Raw genomic sequence first — 19,928 nt, 5'->3', positions numbered from 1 at the left:
CTTAAATAAGAGAAACGAATCTTAGAAATGACCCATTAGAGTTTCTTATGCTGGATTACAAACTGCTCGAAGCCCTTGCTGCTGTGCTGCATCACCAAGGGTTCGAACGCGCGGCCAAGGCCCTGGGGCTAACCCAATCCGCCATATCGCAACGCATCAAACTGCTGGAGGCACGGCTTGGCCAGCCTGTGCTGATACGCACTCCGACACCAAAGGCAACCGACCTTGGCCGGCGTCTGCTCAACCACGTACAACAGGTCCAGTTGCTGGAGAACGAGCTGGCCACTTCCCTGCCTCAACTGGCCGGAGAGCGTCAGCGCCTGCGCATTGCCATCAACGCAGACAGCCTGGGAACCTGGTGGCCCCAGGCTATGGGACCTTTCGTGCAGCAGCATTCCATAGAGCTCGACCTGGTCATCGAAGACCAGGACGTCGGCCTGGAGCGCATGCGCCAGGGAGAAGTGGCAGCTTGCCTGTGTGCAAGTGATCAACCCGTGCAAGGCGCGCGCGTGGTCAGCCTGGGAGTGATGCGCTATCGCGCCCTGGCGACACCGGACTTCATCGCCAAACACCTGCCACATGGGCCGAGGCCAGAGGACCTGAAGACGACACCTGTCATCGTCTTCGGTCCTAACGACCAGCTACAACACCGCTACCTGGCACAGCTTGGCGTAGAAAGCCCATTCCCCCATCATCTGTGCGGCTCTGTCGAGGGTTTCCTGCTACTCGCCCTGGCGGGAATCGGCTTTGGCCTGATGCCGGAAATCCAAGCGCATCAGGAACTGGAAACAGGTCGACTGGTAGACGTCGTTCCTGGCATCCACCTTGATGTGCCCTTGTACTGGCATTACTGGCGACATGGCGGCGACCTGCTGTCAGCCCTTGCCAGCCACCTGGCCAAGGAAGCGCAGCACTCGCTCACCCCGCTCTGAATTCAGCACATTCCAGGGGCTACGTTGCCAGCGGCTACGTTCCCAGGGGCTACGTTCCCAGGGGCTACGGTTACATGCTCCTGTACATCATGTGTCCAGCTTGTCATGCACACTCTGGACCTTCTCGGCCATCGACTGGTCACGATCGGTGCGCGTGCCCAGCTTCATGGTGGTGGTGATGCGTGGCGCTCCCATCTGATGGACCACTTCGTGGCAACGCTTGACCACCGCCATGACCTCATCCCACGGCCCCTCGATATTGGTGCCATAGGCATGCATGTGGTGGCTCAATCCGGAAGCCCGAATCTCTTTCTGGCACGCTGCAACGTGCTCGGACACGGAGACTCCGACTCCCAGGGGCACGACGCATAGATCGACGATGACATACATTTGTTAGTCTCCTAAACTTTATGGCGACATTGTGCTATTACTTGAACTCATTGGGCATGACATTCACTCATGCCTGTGCATGGCCATCACTCACTTTTCTGAATGACTGGTCTATGCTGTTTTGCAACATATGCAGAAATTAAACCTTCACTGAAACAACCCGTACCAAGGGAAGCGCTGAATAACTCGACGAGCAGGATGAAGTGCAAGGCGCACGGAGCACAGAAGGCGAGACATAACATGGGGTTAGGCGAGCCTTCGAGCACCGCGCAACGCAGCAATTCGTCTGCGCAGACATTTATACAGAGTTCCCAAGGAAGTACTGAATAACTCGGCGAGCATGCTCAAGCGGCTACGTTCGTTCCTGACCAACGATCGCACTTCTCACATCCATGTGGGTCGAAAGGTGTCCAGGGCGCAGACTCGTAGCACAGATATTTATTCAGTGTTTCCTGAAGCGTAAACATAGCGCCCTCCCGGGTGTCCCGCTCACCCGGCATGGCTCACCGGCGTGTCGCCGCCTACGGAAAGGGGAGGTTCCATGACCAGCGACTCACGTCCTCACCCCATCGCATTGCCCGATACCCGGGCCCGGCGCGTGGTGGAAAATCTGCTGAAAGGCTCCGGAGTGCGCTTGAACGGCGATGCTCCTCAGGATCTCAAGGTCTATCACCCGGACCTGTTCAGCCGAGTGCTGCACCAAGGCACTCTGGGGCTTGGCGAGGCTTACATGGATGGTTGGTGGGAAGCCGACAGCATCGATGAATTCACGTACCTGGTGTTGCGTCATGGTCTTGGCGAGCGGGCCCATACACCATCAGAAAGACTGATGTATCGCCTTCAGTCAGGTTTTTTCAACCTGCAAAGCAAGGCACGTGCCTACATCGTCGGCGAAGCCCACTACGACATGGGCAATGACCTGTTCGAGCGTATGCTCGATCCCACCATGTCCTATTCCTGCGGCTACTGGAAGAAGGCATCGAACCTGTACGAAGCCCAGCAAGCCAAGCTGGAACTGGCATGCAGAAAGCTGAAGCTCGAACCAGGCATGCACGTGCTGGATATCGGTTGTGGCTGGGGCAGTTTCGCCGAACATGCCGCCCGCCATCACGGCGCCAAGGTGACTGGCATCACTATTTCCAAGGAGCAGGCGGAGCTGGCCAGGGAACGCTGTCATGGGCTGCCGGTAGAGATTCGCCTGACCGATTATCGCGAACTGGAAGGTCAATTCGATCGTATCGTGTCCATCGGCATGTTCGAACACGTCGGTCAGCGCAATTACGACACCTACTTCCGCACGGTAGATCGCCTGTTGCCGGATGGCGGCCTGTTCCTGCTGCACACCATCGGCTCGAATACCTCTCGCGTCTCCGCCGACCCCTGGATCAACCGCTACATCTTCCCCAATGGCGTGCTGCCATCAATACGCCAGATTTCCCAGGCCAGTGAAGATTATCTCGTCATGGAGGACTGGCAGAACTTCGGTGCCGATTACGATCTCACGCTGATGGCCTGGCTGCACAACCTGGATGCCACCTGGTACCAGATAGCGCACAACTACAACGAAAGAACCCACCGCATGTTCCGCTACTATCTATCGGTATGCGCCGGGGCCTTCCGTGCACGCAATCTGCAGTTATGGCAAGTGGCGTTTTCCAAGGGTAAAAGCGGTCGTTATGACGCTCCGCGCTAGGCCCTGTGCAAAAGTGCCTGTGCCTACGCTTGCTAATGCTCATGCTCCCAACGGCTTCAGCACTTGAGTTTCAACTCCCAGGTTTCAGCATCTGGGTTTCAACATCAAGGCTTCTGCCGCCAAGGCTTGGATCATGGCCAGTATCATCTGATACCGGCCATGATCGACACACAGCATTCAGGTTGCCTCGGCTGCCGTGACATGGATGCCGAACAGGCTTGCCTCGCCCACACTTCTGCCCTGATCCTCCGGCGCCAGCGCCTTGCCATCGCGCACCATCACGTGCCCCCCCTGACCACCGCCGATAACACTGCCGACCAGGTAAGTGGGGAAGATCTCGGGGTCGTTCTCATAGTTGGGGTTATGGATCAGGCCAATCATCTGGAAGCGGCCACGTGTATTACGCAGGGACTCCAGAGAATCCTGGATCAGGCGTCGATGGGACAGCTTGGAGAACAGTCCATCGAGGAGGATGACACTTTCGCGCATGGCGCGGGCACGGCGACGCTGGCCAGGTAACTCATGCAATTCACGCTCAATGGCAAATTCGGACAACTTGACCAGCCACATCAACGACACCGCTTCACGCTGTCCTTCGGACATCGCCTCATTCAAGGAGAACAGGCGCCCATGGGGACGAATGGCGGGATGGCGCAGGCGGATGGTCACATCCTTGAACAGGCCACGATAGATGCGCCGGCGAATACGTCCAAGCAGGTCATCATCACGCCGCAGGCGTTCGCCTTCTTCCAGGGCAATGCCATCACGCTCGGCACGTCGCTTCACGGCCGCTTGGTGCTCATCGATATCTGCCAGCAGGGTAATGATCAGCTCACGCAGGGCATCGCTGTCGATCAAGGCTGCCTTGACCTCGAACCAGGCCCCGGATTGGGTATCACCTTCTCGAGAGAGTTCACTCCCCTTGCGGGCAACGCGCTTGAGGATATCCAGGTTGCCGGCGGCATCACTGATGATCGAGCCAAGACGCTCGACCAGAGTGCCTTCGATATGCTGGCGTGAAGTCTGCAGATGAGCCACCCGCTCACGATGAGTACCTAGCTGAGACTCCAACTGAGCATGCAGTGCTGTCAGTTGCTCGATGGCCGCATTGCCTGCGCCATGATGTTGCGCTCCGGAATTGTGCTGCGGTCCGGAAATGACACCCAGGCGGGCTCGCTCGGTCTCGTTGAACAGGCGGCTGCTTGCCGCTTCCTCCAGCGCGCTGCCCAGGCGCTGCTCCAGCGCCTGAACCTCTTTGGTCTGACGTTCGCGTACACGGGCTCGCTCGCCCAGCCCAAGGCGGGTCAAGCCATCCTGCAACTGGCTGGCACTCTGGGAGAGCCCTTCCAACCTGAGCTCATGGTCGACATTTTCGCCGTCATCTTGATGCTTGCCACTCGCCAGCAGCCACCATTGCTCCAGAGCCTGATCGAGTGCATCGACATCTGGATGATCGGCAGGCCACGAACAACCGCGCCCATCCACTCCCTGGAGACGCTCGCGCCAGCCGGAAGATAGCTCACGCAATGTCGTCAACCAGGCGATGGCCAGCTCGTCGCAAAGGTTCAGGGCCTGGCGCTGAACATCCAGGCGCCGTTCCACATCAACCAGCTCAGCTCCTTTGGAGCGCCGCTCGGCATTGAGCTCATCGCGTTCCTTCTTGAGCCTGGCAATGCGTGAAGCCAGCATCGTGCCCGCGCCCTTCTCGTCACGCACATCCAGATAGGCGCGAATGCGTTTGACATCCAGGCTGGCTCGGCGCTGGGCCAGTTGCAGCGCGCTTTCCAGTTCGGCCTGGACGTCTTCCGCCGTCGCCATGAAATCCGGGCCGCCTGTCTCGACATAACGTTCCAGGGTGGCCAGATGATCCCGCTCCCCATCATCAAACACTGCCTGACGCTGACCGGAAATCGCTTCACTTTCGCGGCTGAGCAACTCCCATTGCTCGGTTGCCGCAGCACGTTGCTGTGCCGCAGCGGCCTCACGTTCACCAAGCTCCAGCAAACGATGATCAATGGAGGCCAGGCGTTCCACACCACCTGCCGCCTTGAACGCCTCGGCAGCCAGCCAGGCATCAGCATGGACAGAGAACTCTTCCCGGGCCTGTTGCAGCCTGGGGGCCAACGCCGCCAGCTCGATATCCACTTCAGCCAACGTCTCGCTGGCTTCCTGCAGCGCCTTGTCACCGCCTTCTGTCAGGTAACGCTGAAAATCGTCGATCAACTGCAAGGCTGCCTCGCTGATACGCGGGGCCAACAGCGCTGCCAAAGCATCCAGCTCCGTCAGGCGCACATCAATGCGTTCCAGTTCGCCTTCCACATCTTCCGCCACTGCCTGACGAGCGGCCAGCGCTTGCAGGAATGTCTCTCCATGTGGATCGAAGCGGGCAATGTCGGCATCCAGACGCTTGCGCTCTTCCTGCTCCTGGGCCAGACGGGCCTGAGTCTCACTGCGCAGCTCGACCAGATATTCAGGGTTCAGGGCAGCCTTGACGGCCAAGGTTTCTGCGCCACAGATAGCACCCAACGGCGGTTGCCCTTGCGACAGGCAGGTCGCAAGACGTTCTCGACTGAGTACCGGCACATTGAGGCCATGCTCGATCATGCATCGGGCCGCCATATCGGCCTGATCTTCCACGACCACAGGGGCAAACAGCTGGCCTGCCGCCTGTATCAGCCAGTCACGCCGACAAGCGTCATTGTCAGCCAGTTCAGCCAACACCTGGTGCAAGGGCGAAAAGGTGATACCTTCGGCATCCAGGCGGCGCTGTGCTTCACTCTCGGCAACCTGGCGGGCAAGCGGGTCTCCCGCCAACGTTTCCAGATAGCTTTCCCGTGCCGCAATGCGTTGCTCCAGAACCTCACGCTCGCCAAGCAAGCGCGGATAGCCTGCCCGGGCTTCCCCCAGCCAATCTTCAGGGCTGCCGTCGTGCTGCTGGCGAAACGCCATCAGGGCAGCATGCAATTGGCGACACTGCTCTTCCTGACGCTGTAGACGGTGGCGCTCATCATCCAGTTCTCTGGCCTGGGCATAGAGGCGATCACGTAGATGCACGGGCTCGTCGTCACCATGCACCTGTCGATATGACTCGGCAGACTCCGCCAATGGCACCAGCCGCTTGCGTAGCTGCCCTGCCGCCTGCTGGCGGTTCTCCAGGCGCTCCACTTCTGCCTCGAGCTTGGACAATGCTGCTTGACGGCTGGCCCACAGCCCCTCTACCGGAGTATCCGGCCAGGCCTCCTGGTAGGCTTCCCAGGCGGACTGTCCCTCACGTAGCGGTGCCAGCTCACCTTCAAGTCGAGCACGCTCGGAAATCAGGCCTTCATGTTGTTGCCGGACAGATTCCAGGCTTTCCCGCGAATGCTGCACCTGTTCGTGCAGCTCCGCCAGGCGCTCGTCCAGGGCCTCGAGTCGCTCACTTTTCTCGGCCAGCAGCTGTGCCGGTTCCACACTGGGATTGGCCGTACAAAAAGCACGGTAATCTGCATCCAGGCGACGATATTCGCCAATGCGCCCAAGATGGCGGGACAGCGCATCGCGGACTTGCTGCTGCTCCTGCTGTGCGCCCTCGAGCGTCGCTTCAGGCGCGTTAAGTTCGGCTTCGCTGAACAGACCTTCTGCCAACGCCTGGGTATAGAAACTCTGATTATCGACGAACTCCCGCTGGCGGGAGGCCAGGCTTTCCCGCTCCTGGTCCATTGACTCGATACGGGCTTCCAGGGCCTGGATGTCCGACTTCAGCTCATTGCGATAGAGCCCATCGGCCACCACCTCGTCGCGAAAGACATTGCCATCCAGGGATTCAAAGGCCTCGGCAGCCTCATCCAGACGCTTGATGGCACGATAACGCGCGGCATCGTCGGTAAACGCATGGCTATCGTCCAGCCAGGCACGAGCGGCATCGAAGGCCAGATGGTGCGGCTCACGACTGGCGGGCCATTCGGCATCGGCCAGATGCACCAACTGGCGGTGAGCATCCAGGCGCACACCGAGCTCGCTCAGGGCCTCGCGCACCTGACGTTCCGACTGACGACTGAGCCGAGCCAGCAGCCACACGGATACTCGCGGCCTCCCTGTATCGCCCCGAACCCATGCCAAGCCTGCGACATCCTTGCTATCAACCACATCCTTGCTATCAACCCCTTCACCAGCACTCTCATCAGGGAAGCGTGGAATACCCGGCAAACCTGCGAGCACCTGGCCGGCCAGCAGGCGCTCGCTGAGCATCAGACCATCATCCAAGCGCGCCAGACTGGCACGCTCCTCGATCAGTGAGATACCCAGGGCCCGGACTTCATCGAGGCAGGCCACCTTCGCTTCAGTACGGCGTTGATCCGTCTCGGCATCCTCGAGGCGGTGGCGCAATTCAGTGATGTTGGTGCCGGAATTGAGAATGACTTCCTCGATCAGTTCCTCGCCTTCATCCGTCTCGCCTCGGGTAGCACCCGCCAGGATCTCCGGCGCCAGCACTTCAAAGAAGAAGGCCTGGTCAGGCTTTTCTCCACCACGAGGCTTTATCGCATTGAAGATCTGACTCTTGTCGGCCCCCCCTTCCTTCTGGAAAGCAGCCAACTGGGCCAGTTCCCGACGTGAGACATGCGCGTTGATGGCATCCAGCCACTCATCGCGATTGTGCGTCAGTCGCACCCCATGGCGACCCATGGCCTGCTTCACATCAGCATTGGCATACAGCGCCAGCTTGGCGTCCTGGGTCAGGTGATGCACCGGCACGTCTTCGAGACGCCCGGCATAGTGATAGAAAGACAGACCACTGCCATCGCTGTAACCATAGAAACCGAACACGAAGGTGGCGCCGGAAACTTCTTCCCCAGCACTGGCCAGCAGATCTTCCTGGCCGCCTTGCTCCGAGCGACTGCGGAACTCCACACGCAAGTGCGACCAACTGCGGCCACGCCCTTCTACGCTGGAGGGTGAACACTTGCGCCGGGTTCGTGACAGCAGCGTGCGATCGCGTGACAGGAGGCCGATCAGAGCTTCCGCCAGAGTCGTCTTGCCGAAGCCGTTTTCCATGCTGACCGCACTCGACTGGCCACGCAGATCAAGGATCAGATGGCGCATCTTGGCATCCCATGGCGAGGAAACATCGCCATGCTTGTTGAGCAGGTTGGCGACTTCGATGCGATTGATCACACTCATTGCGTCACCTCCTGGCTCACCACCCGCTGACCGCCAGTGCCCTGGTCCATATCATCCTGATCCATACCGCCCTGGCCCACATCATCCGCGACCATGTCTTCCCGGCCCGCAACATGGCCATCGACGGACCGTCCATCCGCCAATGCCTGCAAGTGCTCCAACTGATGCACGCCAACCTGTTCGCTCTCCAACGCCCCCAGCAATGTCTGCTGCCAGACATCTCCGGCCAACGGGTCATCATCCCGCAGGCTCTCCAGAAATCCCGCTCTCACATGCAGGTCAATGAAGGCCCTCACTCGCCGGCTGAGGTCCTCGCCCCGCTCATCCAGCAGACTACGCTGGACCTCATTGGCACCATCGCCCAGGCTTCGTAATGTCTCGACCTGGTCACGCAGCAGGTCGAGCAGCTCCGCGCCACTGAAAGTGGCTTCCTGATAGCGGCTGACGTCAGACAGCGCTCGGTTATAGCGGGTGTACATCAGGGTGTGCATCAACAGCCATAGTTGCAGATACCACGTCGCCAGCTCAGCACGGCTTTCCTGGCGCAGGCGCAATGCATCGAATACCGGTTCACGGGTATACAGCGGTGGCTGGTCCATGTCCGGATCTGGCAACAGGGCATAGTAGCGAGACCCCGGCGCAATCCCTGGATAATCGCCGGATTCGAATACCTTCAGCCTCAAGCCCTGCCCGGCAAGAAAATCCCTCAGGTTCTCACGTTCGAGGTCACTGGCATCATCAATCAGAGCGCAGACATCACGCTCCGACAGCTGACCGTCCCTCGCCGCCCGGCGCTTGCGCCCTCCTGACGGCAGGCGTTCAACAGCACGATAACGCAGCAGGTAGGCGACCACCTCGCCCATTTCCGTCATGTTCATGATCAAACTTCCTTGGCAGAGGTGGGAGGTAGAGCCTCTTCGGCAGCGTGATGGACAATGCCGTCGGCCGCCAGACGTAGCGTCGGCGTCACGGGGCCATCGATTACCCTTCCATCAGGCAGGACGAGACGAAAGGGCTTGTATTCGACGCCCACGACCAGGGACTCGGACAGCAGGCCAGTATCGACAAAGGTGTTGATCAGCTGCGGCAGACAATCCCCCAGCTCGCACAGATGCCAGCCTTCAGACAATGCATCGGGCAGCGACAATGGCGCCTGGGCAACCCGCTGGCGCAGTTCTGTGCCCCGCGATGAGAGATAACGCGCCAACTGCGTTTCTTCCAGGTGCGTATCACCAGCCTCGTCATATACCAGAGCCACTGGACTGGACTCGGCACGACGCGTCTCGAGCAATGGCACCAAAGGCATGACGCGAGGAAAGGAAACCCCCTGAAAGAACGGCATCATGCGCTTGACCACTGGCTCGGCCAGCCTTTCGGGAAGTGGTGCCTGAAGTATCTGTGCCGCAAGCGCACTGAAGTCCACTACGCCCATGGACTGTACCCGCCCTTCGGCAATATCCGCGATCAGTTCGGACAAGCGCCGCGACAGGTTTTCAATGGCTGTCAGCACTCGACCGATGGCACTGGACAGCACACGCAGATCCCATTCGTCGTCCTGGTTCGAGCACCAGACATCAAAACGCTCGCCAAGCGCAGGGCTGGCCAGTTGAGCCCGGGCATCCAGCAAGGTGCGCTGAATGCTCGATAGTGCATTGTGATAATGGCGTTCGTTGTCGAGCAGTACCGACAGCTTGCCCTCTCGGGTGGGGTTTTCCCGGACCCGACGCAGCTCCTGGGTGAGTCCGCGAATGGCCAGCAGAATCTGATTGGTGATATCTGGTACCCGGCCAAAGTCATCCCTGGCCAAAGCCGCCAGCACCTTGGCTGCATCATATTCGGAATACAGCAGGTCCTCTACGGCACTGGCCAGCGTCACGGCCTGGCGCCCACTGGCCGTCAGACGCACCTGCCCGGTCTGCCCTTGCTTCTCCACCAGCGCTGTACGCTTGGTACTGCGTCGTACGCGCTCGATGTCTTCTCCCTCGTCCCGCAGATGAAGCTCACTGGGAGTCGCGAGCAGATTGATCACAAAGCTCAGATCATCATGGCAAAGCGCTGGATAATACTCACGCAATGCGGCCAGACAGCGAGTCTGCGACACAAAGGCACTATTGGTGGCAAAGTCCTCATCCAGCAGATAATCCAGCAGCAGACAGCCAAGATCCAGCCAGTAGCCGTCGCGCAATCCACGGCGACTCTCCTGACTGACCTGGACGAAGGGCGAGCCAGGTTCGTGGGCACTGTCGTGCAGGTCAATCAAGCGGGTCGTGGCAACGAGCAGCTTGCTCCATGCAGTCATAATGATTCCTGAAGGTCGAACGCCATGCTTTCCCCACAGCACGCAAAATGATCGCCATTATGCCAAGCTCGGCCGTGCGGGTCATGACCTGAACAATGCCAGCGGTCAGGCACAACGCCGGGAGCCCGGCATTCGCACCGGACCGCCTTTCCCGGTAGGCTGCAACATTCCATCAGCCCCTGCCCCATCAACCCTTGGTCGCGAACACTTCCGCCAGTGCCCCCTGGGAGGCTTCATGCCCGCCACTATCGAACAGACTCTGGCCGAGGTCTTCGGCCACCGTGAGTTTCGCCCCGGACAACGTCCGGTCATCGAAGCCGTCACCCAGGGACGCTCTGCGGCGGCGATCTTTCCCACAGGCTCCGGCAAGTCATTGTGCTACCAGTTGCCCGCCTTGCATCTGCCCTGTCTGACGCTGGTCATCTCACCGCTGCTGGCCTTGATCCGCGATCAGCTCGATGCATTGAAAGCCAAGGGCATCACCGCGGCCAGTATCGACTCCACCCAGAGCAGAGAGGACACCAGCGCTACCATGCGTGCCGCTGTGGATGGCCAGTTGAAGGTCCTGATGGTGTCAGTGGAACGCCTCAAGAACGAGCGCTTTCGCGAATTTCTTCGCCGAGTCCCTATTTCCTTGCTGGTGGTCGATGAAGCCCACTGTATTTCCGAATGGGGCCATAACTTCCGCCCCGACTACCTGAAGCTACCGAGCTACCGTCGAGAGTTTGCCATCGATCAAGTCCTGCTGCTCACCGCGACAGCGACCCCCAGAGTCATCGAGGATATGTGTCAGCGTTTCGACATTCGCCATGAGGATGTCGTGGCCACCGGCTTCTATCGCCCCAACCTCGACCTCAGTGTGACGCCGGTGCCTAGTGACCAGCGCCCCCGCCACCTGGCCGAATGGCTCAAGCCTCGCCAGGCCGACAGTGGCGGCACCATCATCTATGTCACCTTGCAGCAAAGCGCCGAACGCCTGGCGGCTTATCTTCGGGCCGCCGGCATTTCTGCCGCGGCTTACCATGCGGGCCTGGATCATGAAAAGCGCGAGAACTTGCAGGCACAGTTCATGGCAGGTGAACAACGCTGTATTGTCGCCACCATCGCCTTCGGCATGGGCATCGACAAGTCGGACATCCGCCATGTGGTGCATTTCGACTTACCTAAATCCATCGAGAATTACAGCCAGGAAATCGGCCGAGCCGGACGCGATGGCCAACGCTCAGAATGCTTGATGCTGGCGGGCCGCGAGAACTTGGCCGTGCTGGAAAATTTTGTCCTCGGTGACGTTCCACCCCAAAGCGGCATTCAGATGCTGCTGGACGATATCCAGTCGTCGGACCAGCGTTGGGAGCTATCGCTCAATGCCCTGTCCCAGGCCACGGATATTCGTCCACTACCGCTAAAGACATTGCTGGTAAAGCTCGAGTTGCTTGGTATCCTGCGCCCAAGTCACAGCTACTTTGCCGAGTATCGCCTGCGCCTGGAGACGTCTGTCGAATCCGTGATTGCCGCTTTCCCCGGCGAACGTGGCGTATTTGTGCAGACTATTTTCGATGCTGCTCCACAGGCCCGTACCTGGCGCACCCTGGACTTTGAAACACTCGATCGGCTGGGTCAGGAGAGAAATCTGGATACGTCGCGTCCGCGAGTGCTTCGCGCACTGGACTATCTTGCCGAAAAAGGTTTCCTCAGCCTGGAAAGCAAGCAGATGACCGAGGTGTACGAGGTCATCACCCGCAACCTCAGTACAATGCCAGGGGCTCAGGACATATCCCTTGCTGAACACCTTTATCGAGATTGTGTGGAACGAGCTAGCGCGGAGCTTGGCCGGCTTGCCGCCATGCTCGAACTTTTCGAGACCAAGGACTGCCTCAGTGCCCGGCTGGCCCAATGGTTCGGCGATAGCCAGGCGCCACAGCAATGTGGCCATTGCAGTGCCTGTCGAGGCGACACCGCGCAACTTCTCGATGTCACCCCACCGCCTCTGCCGAACCCCGAGCAGTTGCGCACCTGGCTTGACGAACTCGTCACGGCCCTGGTCACGGCTGGAGCCTCCGACAAACTGGACGCCACCTTGGCCACACGTTTCCTGTGCGGCATCACTTCCCCCCTTCTCACCAGGGCCAAGGCCCACCGCCTGCCTGGCTTCGCCAGCCTGGAACAGCATCGCTACATGCAGGTATTTCAGGCTGTGGGCCACGCCCTGGAAGAAATCGACCTCGGAAAGCACCAGCCGTACAAGTCATAGGTCTTGTACATGACATGCCATACGAGAAATCCCTAGCGCTCTTGACCGATGCCATGACGATTGAGCTTGTTGGCGATGGTGGTATGGGAAACCCCGAGCCGCTTGGCCAACTGACGACTGGAGGGATGCTCGGGATAAAGCGCAGACAACACGCGCCGTTCCACTTCAGCCAGGATATCGCCGAGAGAACCATCCAGATCGATTCCATCCAGGCCGGGTGCCACACCGGAATCAGGCAGGCGCAGATGCGAAGGTTCGATGACACCGGCTTCGCACAGAGAGGCCGCCTGAAACAGAACATTTTCCAATTGCCGCACATTGCCTGGCCAGTGGTATGTCATCATGCGTGCCAACGCGGCAGGAGACAGGCTGGGCAATGGGCAACCGATCTGGCGAGAAGCACGATCGAGAAAATGCCGGGCCATGGGCTCGATACCATCAAGACAATCGCGCAATGGAGGCACGTTCAGGGACAGCACATTGAGGCGATGATAAAGGTCCTGGCGAAACAACCCTGACTGGCACAAGGCGAGCAAATCCTGCTGGGTCGCGCAGATCACGCGCACATCCAGATAGGTTTCCTCATCACTGCCTACCCGGCGAAAGCCGCCATCCTGCAGGAAGCGCAGTAACTTGGCCTGCAGCCGCGGGCTCATCTCGCCGACTTCATCGAGAAAGATGGTGCCACCGGCCGTCAGTTCCAGCAGCCCGAGCTTGCCTTCAGGGCGGGCCCCGTCAAAAGCACCAGGGGCATAGCCAAACAGTTCAGTTTCCGCCATGGATTCGGGCAGGCCCGCGCAGTTGAGTGCCATGAACGGTGCCTGCCCCCGTCGGCTGGCCAGGTGGCAGGCTCGGGCCAGGACCTCCTTGCCGGTTCCTGTCTCGCCAAAGATCAGCAATGGCGCATCCAGTGGCGCCATGCGCCGGGCCTCGTTGATCAGTGCAGCCAGCCTGGGGCTGGCCGAGAACATCGCCTCGAAGCCGCGGAACTCCTGACGCTGGACCTGATAGATACGTTCCCCGATACGATCGACGCTATGCAGTGTGACCACAGCCCCGGCGAGAGAGGCGACATCATCGTGATGTTCCCGATGCAGGGGGGCGATATCGGCCAGGAAAGTGGCATCACGCAGATGGATACGCAGGCCATTGACCCGGGCATTGCTGCGCCGAATCAGTTCCGGCAAATCCAGGTCCGGCAGGTAACGGTCCAGCGACAGCCCTGGTACCTCATCGATACGCACGCCAAGCAGTTGGCTGGCTGCCCGGTTTGCCGCCACCAGGTGGCCCTCCATGTCGATCGACATGACCGGATCGGTCAGGGATGACAGTAGAGCATCCAATTCCAGATGGCGGCGCTCACTGGGCATCAGGCTGACACGGCGGACACCGAACACCCCTGGCACCTGTTCCAGCTCAGGCTTGAGGGTAGCCAGTTGGGCGTTCAGCAAGTTAGGAACATGGAGGTAGATGGCATTGCCATGCTCACCGCCAACCTCCCCCCGCGCCACATTGAGGCCATAATCGGCAAAGTGGGCAACAATATCGCGCAAGATGCCGATACGGTTCTGGCAGTGAAATCTCAGACGCATTGCTCATCTCTCTTGGACCAACCATAGACCAGCCTCAGGACAACCAATCTGTTGTCACGATGGGCTGACTGGACTGTCAACTTTACGTTACAGCATACGCGGCCAACGTCCTTGCGTCTCGCCGGTTCATCACACCTTTCCACAAAATCGGGGCCTTGGCAGACACCAGTGTAAGGCAATCTTTACGCTTGATGCTGCCGACGCTTCCTTCTCGTCCCCGATATCCCCCTTCAGGTTGACCTCAAGCGCCTTAGACTTCGGACATCCCTCTTTCAAGCAACCTCAACAATTTCAATAACGGGCGGTCTAAAGATACGCCACCGTATTGCTACGGGGAGAAAGCATGAGTACAGCACCAGAAGTCCATGCACACAGTGGCTCCGACCACAGCCAACATGGCTCCACGACCAAACCCGCGAGCAACGGGAAGGTCGCATCCAAGGGCACCCACTACCAGGCTCGCCTGCCGGATGAACACGGCATCATTCACTGGAGCCAGGTAGAGAATGCCACTTGGCAAACGCTGATGGAGCGCCAGCTGTCGCTGGTCCAGGGGCGGGTGTGCCAGGAATACCTTGATGGCCTGGAGCACCTGGCCTTGCCTAACGACCATATCCCGCAACTGGCAGACGTGGACAAGGTCCTGCTTGAGGCAACAGGCTGGCAGACAGCACAGGTACCGGCACTGATTCCCTTCGATACCTTCTTCGAGCTGTTGGCCAATCGTCGTTTCCCGGTCGCCACCTTCATTCGTTCACCGGAAGAACTCGATTACCTGAAAGAGCCGGATATCTTTCATGAAATCTTCGGCCATTGCCCAATGCTGACCAACCCCGCGTTCGCCGAGTTCACTGCTACCTATGGGCGCCTGGGTCTCAATGCCGAGCCCAAGGATCGCGTCTATCTGGCGCGCCTGTACTGGATGACAGTGGAGTTTGGCCTGGTCGATACCCCTCAGGGCCGACGCATCTACGGTGGCGGTATCATCTCCTCACCCAAGGAAACTCTACATGCGCTGTCCGATACTCCTGTACACGAGCCCTTTGATGCTGTGAGTGCACTGCGCACGCCCTATCGTATCGATATCCTGCAGCCGCTCTACTACGTGCTGGACGGTCTGGATACCCTCCACGACCTGTCACAGTGCGACATCATGGCGCTGGTTGAACAGGCGCGTGACAAGGGGCTGTTCGAGCCTCGCTTTCCGCCCAAGACCGGAACGCATTGAACTCCGGCACTCAGTCTGTGCCACATTTCAAGTGCAAATCAGTTATTCCTTCTGAACACCCGTCATACGGAGTCGACATGAGCCAACTCACCGAACAACAGTGCGAAGCCTGCAGCTGGGACGCTCCCCACGTCACTCAGAGTGAAATTGAAGACTACAAAGTACAAATCCCTGAGTGGCAGATCGTCGAGCGCGATGGCATCATGCAACTGGAGCGGAGCTTCAAGTTCCGCAACTTCCGTCAGGCCCTGGAATTCACCAACAAGGTTGGCGCTATCGCCGAGGAAGCCGGTCATCATCCTGCCCTGCTGACCGAATGGGGCAAGGTGACCGTTACTTGGTGGTCTCATGAGATGAAGGGCCTGCACAAGAATGACTTCATTCTGGCAGCCAGAACCGACGAGGTAGCGAAGTAAATGTTCGAGCATATTGAGCGGGTTCCCGGGGACGCCATCCTCGGTCTCATTGACGCCTTCAACAAGGACACCAATCCCCAGAAGGTCGATCTTGGTGTAGGTGTCTACCGCGATGCCAAAGGCACCACTCCAGTGATGCGCGCGGTCAAGGAAGCGGAAGCCCGGCTGCTCAAGAACGAAACCACCAAGACCTACATTGGTTCACACGGCGCCGCATCCTACGGCGACGTGGTGCTGCCGATGGTGCTGGGTGCCGGTTCTCCGGTCATCGAAGCGGGTCGTGCAAGTGCCACCCAATCTCCGGGTGGCACCGGTGCATTGCGCCTGGCCGCCGACTTCATTGCCCACCAGTTGCCTGGCAAGGGCATCTGGGTCAGCGATCCGACCTGGCCCAACCACCATGGCATCTTCACCGCTGCTGGCATCAAGCTGAACAAGTACCCCTATGTCGACGCCGACAATCGTCTCGACTTCGATGGCATGCTGAGCGCACTCAAGAAGATTCCTGAAGGCGATGTGGTCGTACTGCACGCATGCTGCCACAACCCGACCGGCTTCGACCTCAACCAACAGCAGTGGCAAGAAGTGCTCAAGGTTCTGCAGGAGCGCAACCTGCTGCCGCTGGTCGACTTTGCCTATCAGGGCTTTGCCGAGGGTCTCGACGAGGATGCCTATGCAGTGCGCCTGCTGGCCGAAAATCTCGACGATGTGCTGGTCACCAGCTCCTGTTCCAAGAACTTCGGCATCTACAATGAGCGTACTGGTGCACTGATCGTTGTCGCCAAGGACAACGAAGAGATGCAGAACGTACGTTCGCAGATTGCCATCGTTGCTCGCGAGAACTACTCCAACCCACCGGCCCACGGCGGTTCCATCGTCAGCGAGATCCTGCATTCAGAAGAACTGACCGCAGCATGGCGCGAAGAGCTGACCGAAATGCGCGACCGCATCAACACTCTGCGTCGCAACTTCGTCGAAGCACTCAAGCCTTACGGCCTCGACGAGAAGTATGCCCACGTGGCCGAACAGCGCGGGATGTTCTCCTACACCGGGCTGACCCCGGAGCAGGTCGACCGTCTACGTGATGAGTTCGGTATCTACATGGTACGTTCTGGTCGTGCCAATGTGGCAGGCTTCTCTGATGAGAACCTGGCTTACATTGCCAAGGCTGTCGCGACCGTCAACGGCAAGGCCTAAGCTGTAAGCTGTAAGCTGTAAGCAGATCAAACCCCGAGACCTCATGGTTTCGGGGTTTTCTGTTACTTACAGCTTATAGCTGGTGACTTACAGCTCGAGCGGATTGCCGCTCGCTCACCCCAACCCATGCTTGCTCGCCCATACCGCCGCTTCCACTCGCGAGCGCAGATCAAGCTTCTTGAATAGATGCTTGACGTGAACCTTGACCGTTCCCTCGGAAATATCCAGCTCCCGGGCAATCATCTTGTTCGACAGACCACGCGCCAGAATACGCAGAATGTCACGTTCCCTGGCGGTAAGGCAGGACAACACCTCGTCCCCTGTCACCGGCAGCTCTCCCTTCACAACGCTGGCAAGCAAGGAAGCCATCTTGGGGCCCATCACGACCTGGCCCTGAGCAGCTTCTCGTATCTGGCGTAGCACTTCCTCCGGCTCCATATCCTTGAGCAGGTAACCATCCGCTCCTTCGCGCAAAGCACGCACCACATCTTCATCAGCATCCGATACGGTGAGCATGACAATACGGCTATCGACCTTGGCATCACGCATACGCCGCAGCACTTCAATGCCATCCATAGGATGCATATTGAGATCAAGCAGAACCAGGTTGGGAGACAGCTCTACGGCCTTGTTCACGGCTTCGATACCATCCGATGCCTCCGCCACCACGATCAAGTCAGGATCCATGTCGACAAGCTGGCGCACGCCGCGGCGGAACAGGGGGTGATCGTCAACAATCATCAATCGAATAATGCTCATAGCTACTATCCTGTTATGGGGTGCTCGATTCACCCGATCGCGGAGGAAAGTCGGTCGAACCCTCGAGGGAGAAAACACACCGTTATCACGGTGCCATAAGGCAGTGCAGCTCCGATGGATAAGGTTCCACATAGACTTCTGGCCCTCTCTTCCATGATCGTCATGCCATGGGACATGGAAGAGCCGGCAGACTGGCCGACACCAATACCGTCATCGCGGATCGATAGTTGGTACTGATGCAATTCGTTCTGCTCCAGGCTGACCTCGCAATGGCGAGCCTTGGAGTGTCGTGCCACATTGGACAAGGCCTCACGCACTATCTGCAGTACATGAATTTCCTCGTTGGGCGTCAGGAACAACCCATTCCACTGGCCTTTCAGGCTCAGGTTGAAGTCACCGCGTCGGGAATATTCCGCCACGGTTTCCTTCATTGCCGCTTCCAGCCCGGCTTCGTGGATTCGCAGACGAAAGGTGTTGAGCAACTCACGCAACTGTCGATATGAGGAGTTGAGGCCATGGCGCAGCTCTCCCACTACCAGGGAGACTTCATCGTGGCGCTGCTGATCCAGGCGCACTTGCAGACGTGTCACCTGAATTTTCAAATAGGAAAGAGACTGTGCCAGCGAATCATGCAACTCTCTGGCGATGACGGCCCGTTCATCCATCAATGCCAACCGGCGCTGCTTGTTGGCCTTTTCCGACAGAGAGATAGCCGCCGCAATCAACCCCGCTACTGTCTCGATGAGCTCAATCTTCCATTGAGCCAGTATTTGACCGGAAGGCTGCATGACACGCAGCTCGCCATAATCACGGTCAGCCTCACATACCCGCACGGCGTACTCATTCGCCGTGCCAACGTTAGGCATTGCCGATACCACATGAGGTTCATCGCCCTCGGATGACAGACACACCATTTCCTGAGGATTGTCTGCCACGATCAAATACAGCTCAAAGGGTCCTTCATGAGTTACCGCGCCTAGCTGGCGAAGGACTTCGATCAGCTCCTCATGGGTCAAAGGTGTGATGCCGTTCAGCCTTCGCGCGGTGAGGTATAGCATCCTCAGCGCATCATTACTAAGCTTCAGCTCTTGGGTCTTGGCTGCGACTCTGTTTTTCAACTGTCCGTATTTCTCTGACAGACTGACATTCATTCTGTTGATTGTACGCGACAATAACCCGATCTCATCGCCACCTTGATACGTGGTCCTTCCGCTGAAGTCCCCCAGCATGACACCTTCCACCACACGTACCAGATCTCTAAATGGCGGCATAATACTGACAATGAAGTGATAGAAAAAAAGTCCGATGACAAGAGCAAGAATAATGAGAATTCCACCTTGAAATGCTTCAAGAAATAATACTTTGCAACTAATTCTTTCCTTAATCTTAATTACCAGAACATCTACTTTTTCTATAAACTCATCGGTTTCTTTCTTGAGTGTCTTATATTCCCCTGCTTCGTAGTTCGAAAGTATTGGATAAAGTGAAACTTTCCAAGTATCGACCAGATCCTGATATGCCTTATGCATGGCGTTGTCTTTCTGCTCAGGGATAAAGCGCAGGAGGGCGGGGGCCGTGATGAGCGCCTGCATGTCTTCCATCTGAGCAATCCGTTGCGGATGTTCCAGGGGAAGGTGCTCGGCTGCCACCATCAGGCGATAGGCGTGCATTCTCAATGAGCTGCTTTTATCGATAGCATCCCCCACCCCGACACTGCTCACAACGACGAAAATAGAACCAAATATACTTAACAGTGCCAAGCTGGAAATCACTGTAATGACCAGAAGTACACGTAGCATCAACGACCTGCGTAGAGAGAGAGCAACAGCCAATTTAAAAGCTCCCCGATAGGATGATCACAGTCATTCCATTAATAGTCCTGATCGCCAGTTAATGCACGAATGTGCAAAGAGTAGCGCCGAGTCGGACAAATTGACGCACGAATCGGCACGTGATCTTTTGACACAAATCAAATACCGCTTAAATCAGTTGTAGCAGAGTCATAGGTACCGCA

General features: G+C 58.2%; 13 protein-coding genes. 6 read left to right on the top strand and 7 right to left on the bottom strand.

Annotated features, from left to right (window positions below):
• The first annotated feature begins 47 nt into the window (after window positions 1-47).
• Window positions 48-932 (top strand): LysR family transcriptional regulator ArgP, encoded by an 885-nt coding sequence (locus E4T21_RS08545; protein ID WP_149284592.1) that lies wholly within the window; start codon window positions 48-50, stop codon window positions 930-932.
• Window positions 933-1,019: 87 nt separating this feature from the next.
• Here E4T21_RS08545 and E4T21_RS08540 read toward each other — a convergent pair whose 3' ends face one another.
• The gene (locus E4T21_RS08540; protein WP_149284591.1) at window positions 1,020-1,322 is read right to left on the bottom strand and encodes an MTH1187 family thiamine-binding protein; all 303 of its coding nucleotides are present in this window, start codon (window positions 1,320-1,322) and stop codon (window positions 1,020-1,022) included.
• A 541-nt stretch (window positions 1,323-1,863) separates the two neighbouring features.
• Between E4T21_RS08540 and cfa the strand changes: the two genes are divergently transcribed.
• Window positions 1,864-3,015 (top strand): cyclopropane fatty acyl phospholipid synthase, encoded by a 1,152-nt coding sequence (gene cfa, locus E4T21_RS08535; RefSeq protein WP_149284590.1) that lies wholly within the window; start codon window positions 1,864-1,866, stop codon window positions 3,013-3,015.
• Between the two features lie 177 nt (window positions 3,016-3,192).
• On the opposite strand, the gene E4T21_RS08530 is transcribed toward cfa, so the two are convergent.
• The 3 genes from E4T21_RS08530 to E4T21_RS08520 are packed head-to-tail and all read right to left on the bottom strand — an operon-like array spanning window position 3,193 to window position 10,471.
• Entirely contained in the window at window positions 3,193-8,172 is a 4,980-nt protein-coding gene (locus E4T21_RS08530; RefSeq protein WP_149284589.1) for a coiled-coil domain-containing protein, read from the bottom strand.
• Window positions 8,169-9,050 carry a hypothetical protein gene (locus tag E4T21_RS08525; RefSeq protein WP_240349336.1) on the bottom strand — a complete coding sequence of 294 codons (882 nt, stop codon included), beginning with the start codon at window positions 9,048-9,050 and terminating at the stop codon, window positions 8,169-8,171. Before E4T21_RS08525 ends, E4T21_RS08530 begins: the two co-directional genes overlap by 4 nt.
• A gap of 2 nt (window positions 9,051-9,052) precedes the next feature.
• Window positions 9,053-10,471 (bottom strand): hypothetical protein, encoded by a 1,419-nt coding sequence (locus E4T21_RS08520; protein ID WP_240349335.1) that lies wholly within the window; start codon window positions 10,469-10,471, stop codon window positions 9,053-9,055.
• 1 nt (window position 10,472) lies between these two features.
• Between E4T21_RS08520 and E4T21_RS08515 the strand changes: the two genes are divergently transcribed.
• Window positions 10,473-12,722 (top strand): RecQ family ATP-dependent DNA helicase, encoded by a 2,250-nt coding sequence (locus E4T21_RS08515; protein WP_338036118.1) that lies wholly within the window; start codon window positions 10,473-10,475, stop codon window positions 12,720-12,722.
• A 32-nt stretch (window positions 12,723-12,754) separates the two neighbouring features.
• Here E4T21_RS08515 and E4T21_RS08510 read toward each other — a convergent pair whose 3' ends face one another.
• Window positions 12,755-14,314: a sigma-54-dependent transcriptional regulator gene (locus E4T21_RS08510; RefSeq protein WP_149284588.1), complete on the bottom strand. Its 1,560-nt coding sequence runs from the start codon at window positions 14,312-14,314 to the stop codon at window positions 12,755-12,757.
• Between the two features lie 343 nt (window positions 14,315-14,657).
• On the opposite strand from E4T21_RS08510, the gene phhA reads away from it, so the two are divergent.
• The 3 genes from phhA (at window position 14,658) to E4T21_RS08495 (ending at window position 17,155) form a co-directional block, all read left to right on the top strand.
• The gene (phhA, locus tag E4T21_RS08505; protein WP_149284587.1) at window positions 14,658-15,542 is read left to right on the top strand and encodes a phenylalanine 4-monooxygenase; all 885 of its coding nucleotides are present in this window, start codon (window positions 14,658-14,660) and stop codon (window positions 15,540-15,542) included.
• Between the two features lie 77 nt (window positions 15,543-15,619).
• Window positions 15,620-15,958: a 4a-hydroxytetrahydrobiopterin dehydratase gene (locus E4T21_RS08500; protein ID WP_149284586.1), complete on the top strand. Its 339-nt coding sequence runs from the start codon at window positions 15,620-15,622 to the stop codon at window positions 15,956-15,958.
• Complete coding sequence (locus E4T21_RS08495) at window positions 15,959-17,155, top strand: amino acid aminotransferase (RefSeq protein WP_149284585.1); 1,197 nt, start codon at window positions 15,959-15,961, stop codon at window positions 17,153-17,155.
• A 114-nt stretch (window positions 17,156-17,269) separates the two neighbouring features.
• Here E4T21_RS08495 and narL read toward each other — a convergent pair whose 3' ends face one another.
• Window positions 17,270-17,914 (bottom strand): two-component system response regulator NarL, encoded by a 645-nt coding sequence (gene narL, locus E4T21_RS08490; protein WP_149284584.1) that lies wholly within the window; start codon window positions 17,912-17,914, stop codon window positions 17,270-17,272.
• Between the two features lie 29 nt (window positions 17,915-17,943).
• Window positions 17,944-19,746, bottom strand: a complete 1,803-nt coding sequence (locus E4T21_RS08485; protein WP_149284583.1) for a histidine kinase — start codon at window positions 19,744-19,746, stop codon at window positions 17,944-17,946.
• Window positions 19,747-19,928: the final 182 nt, after the last annotated feature.

This window comes from Halomonas binhaiensis (assembly GCF_008329985.2).
Classification (GTDB): domain Bacteria; phylum Pseudomonadota; class Gammaproteobacteria; order Pseudomonadales; family Halomonadaceae; genus Halomonas; species Halomonas binhaiensis.
The sequence above is the reverse complement of the archived record's forward strand: the minus strand, read 5'-3'. Positions and strand labels throughout refer to the sequence as shown.

What these genes read in the sequence shown, in the direction of transcription:
- E4T21_RS08495 (WP_149284585.1), top strand. Translation starts at nt 15,959, where the DNA reads ATGTTCGAGCATATTGAGCGGGTTCCCGGGGACGCCATCCTCGGTCTC.
- E4T21_RS08510 (WP_149284588.1), bottom strand. Translation starts at nt 14,314, where the DNA reads ATGCGTCTGAGATTTCACTGCCAGAACCGTATCGGCATCTTGCGCGAT.
- E4T21_RS08525 (WP_240349336.1), bottom strand. Translation starts at nt 9,050, where the DNA reads ATGAACATGACGGAAATGGGCGAGGTGGTCGCCTACCTGCTGCGTTAT.
- E4T21_RS08545 (WP_149284592.1), top strand. Translation starts at nt 48, where the DNA reads ATGCTGGATTACAAACTGCTCGAAGCCCTTGCTGCTGTGCTGCATCAC.
- E4T21_RS08540 (WP_149284591.1), bottom strand. Translation starts at nt 1,322, where the DNA reads ATGTATGTCATCGTCGATCTATGCGTCGTGCCCCTGGGAGTCGGAGTC.
- E4T21_RS08520 (WP_240349335.1), bottom strand. Translation starts at nt 10,471, where the DNA reads ATGACTGCATGGAGCAAGCTGCTCGTTGCCACGACCCGCTTGATTGAC.
- cfa (WP_149284590.1), top strand. Translation starts at nt 1,864, where the DNA reads ATGACCAGCGACTCACGTCCTCACCCCATCGCATTGCCCGATACCCGG.
- narL (WP_149284584.1), bottom strand. Translation starts at nt 17,914, where the DNA reads ATGAGCATTATTCGATTGATGATTGTTGACGATCACCCCCTGTTCCGC.
- E4T21_RS08530 (WP_149284589.1), bottom strand. Translation starts at nt 8,172, where the DNA reads ATGAGTGTGATCAATCGCATCGAAGTCGCCAACCTGCTCAACAAGCAT.
- E4T21_RS08515 (WP_338036118.1), top strand. Translation starts at nt 10,473, where the DNA reads ATGATTCCTGAAGGTCGAACGCCATGCTTTCCCCACAGCACGCAAAAT.
- E4T21_RS08500 (WP_149284586.1), top strand. Translation starts at nt 15,620, where the DNA reads ATGAGCCAACTCACCGAACAACAGTGCGAAGCCTGCAGCTGGGACGCT.
- phhA (WP_149284587.1), top strand. Translation starts at nt 14,658, where the DNA reads ATGAGTACAGCACCAGAAGTCCATGCACACAGTGGCTCCGACCACAGC.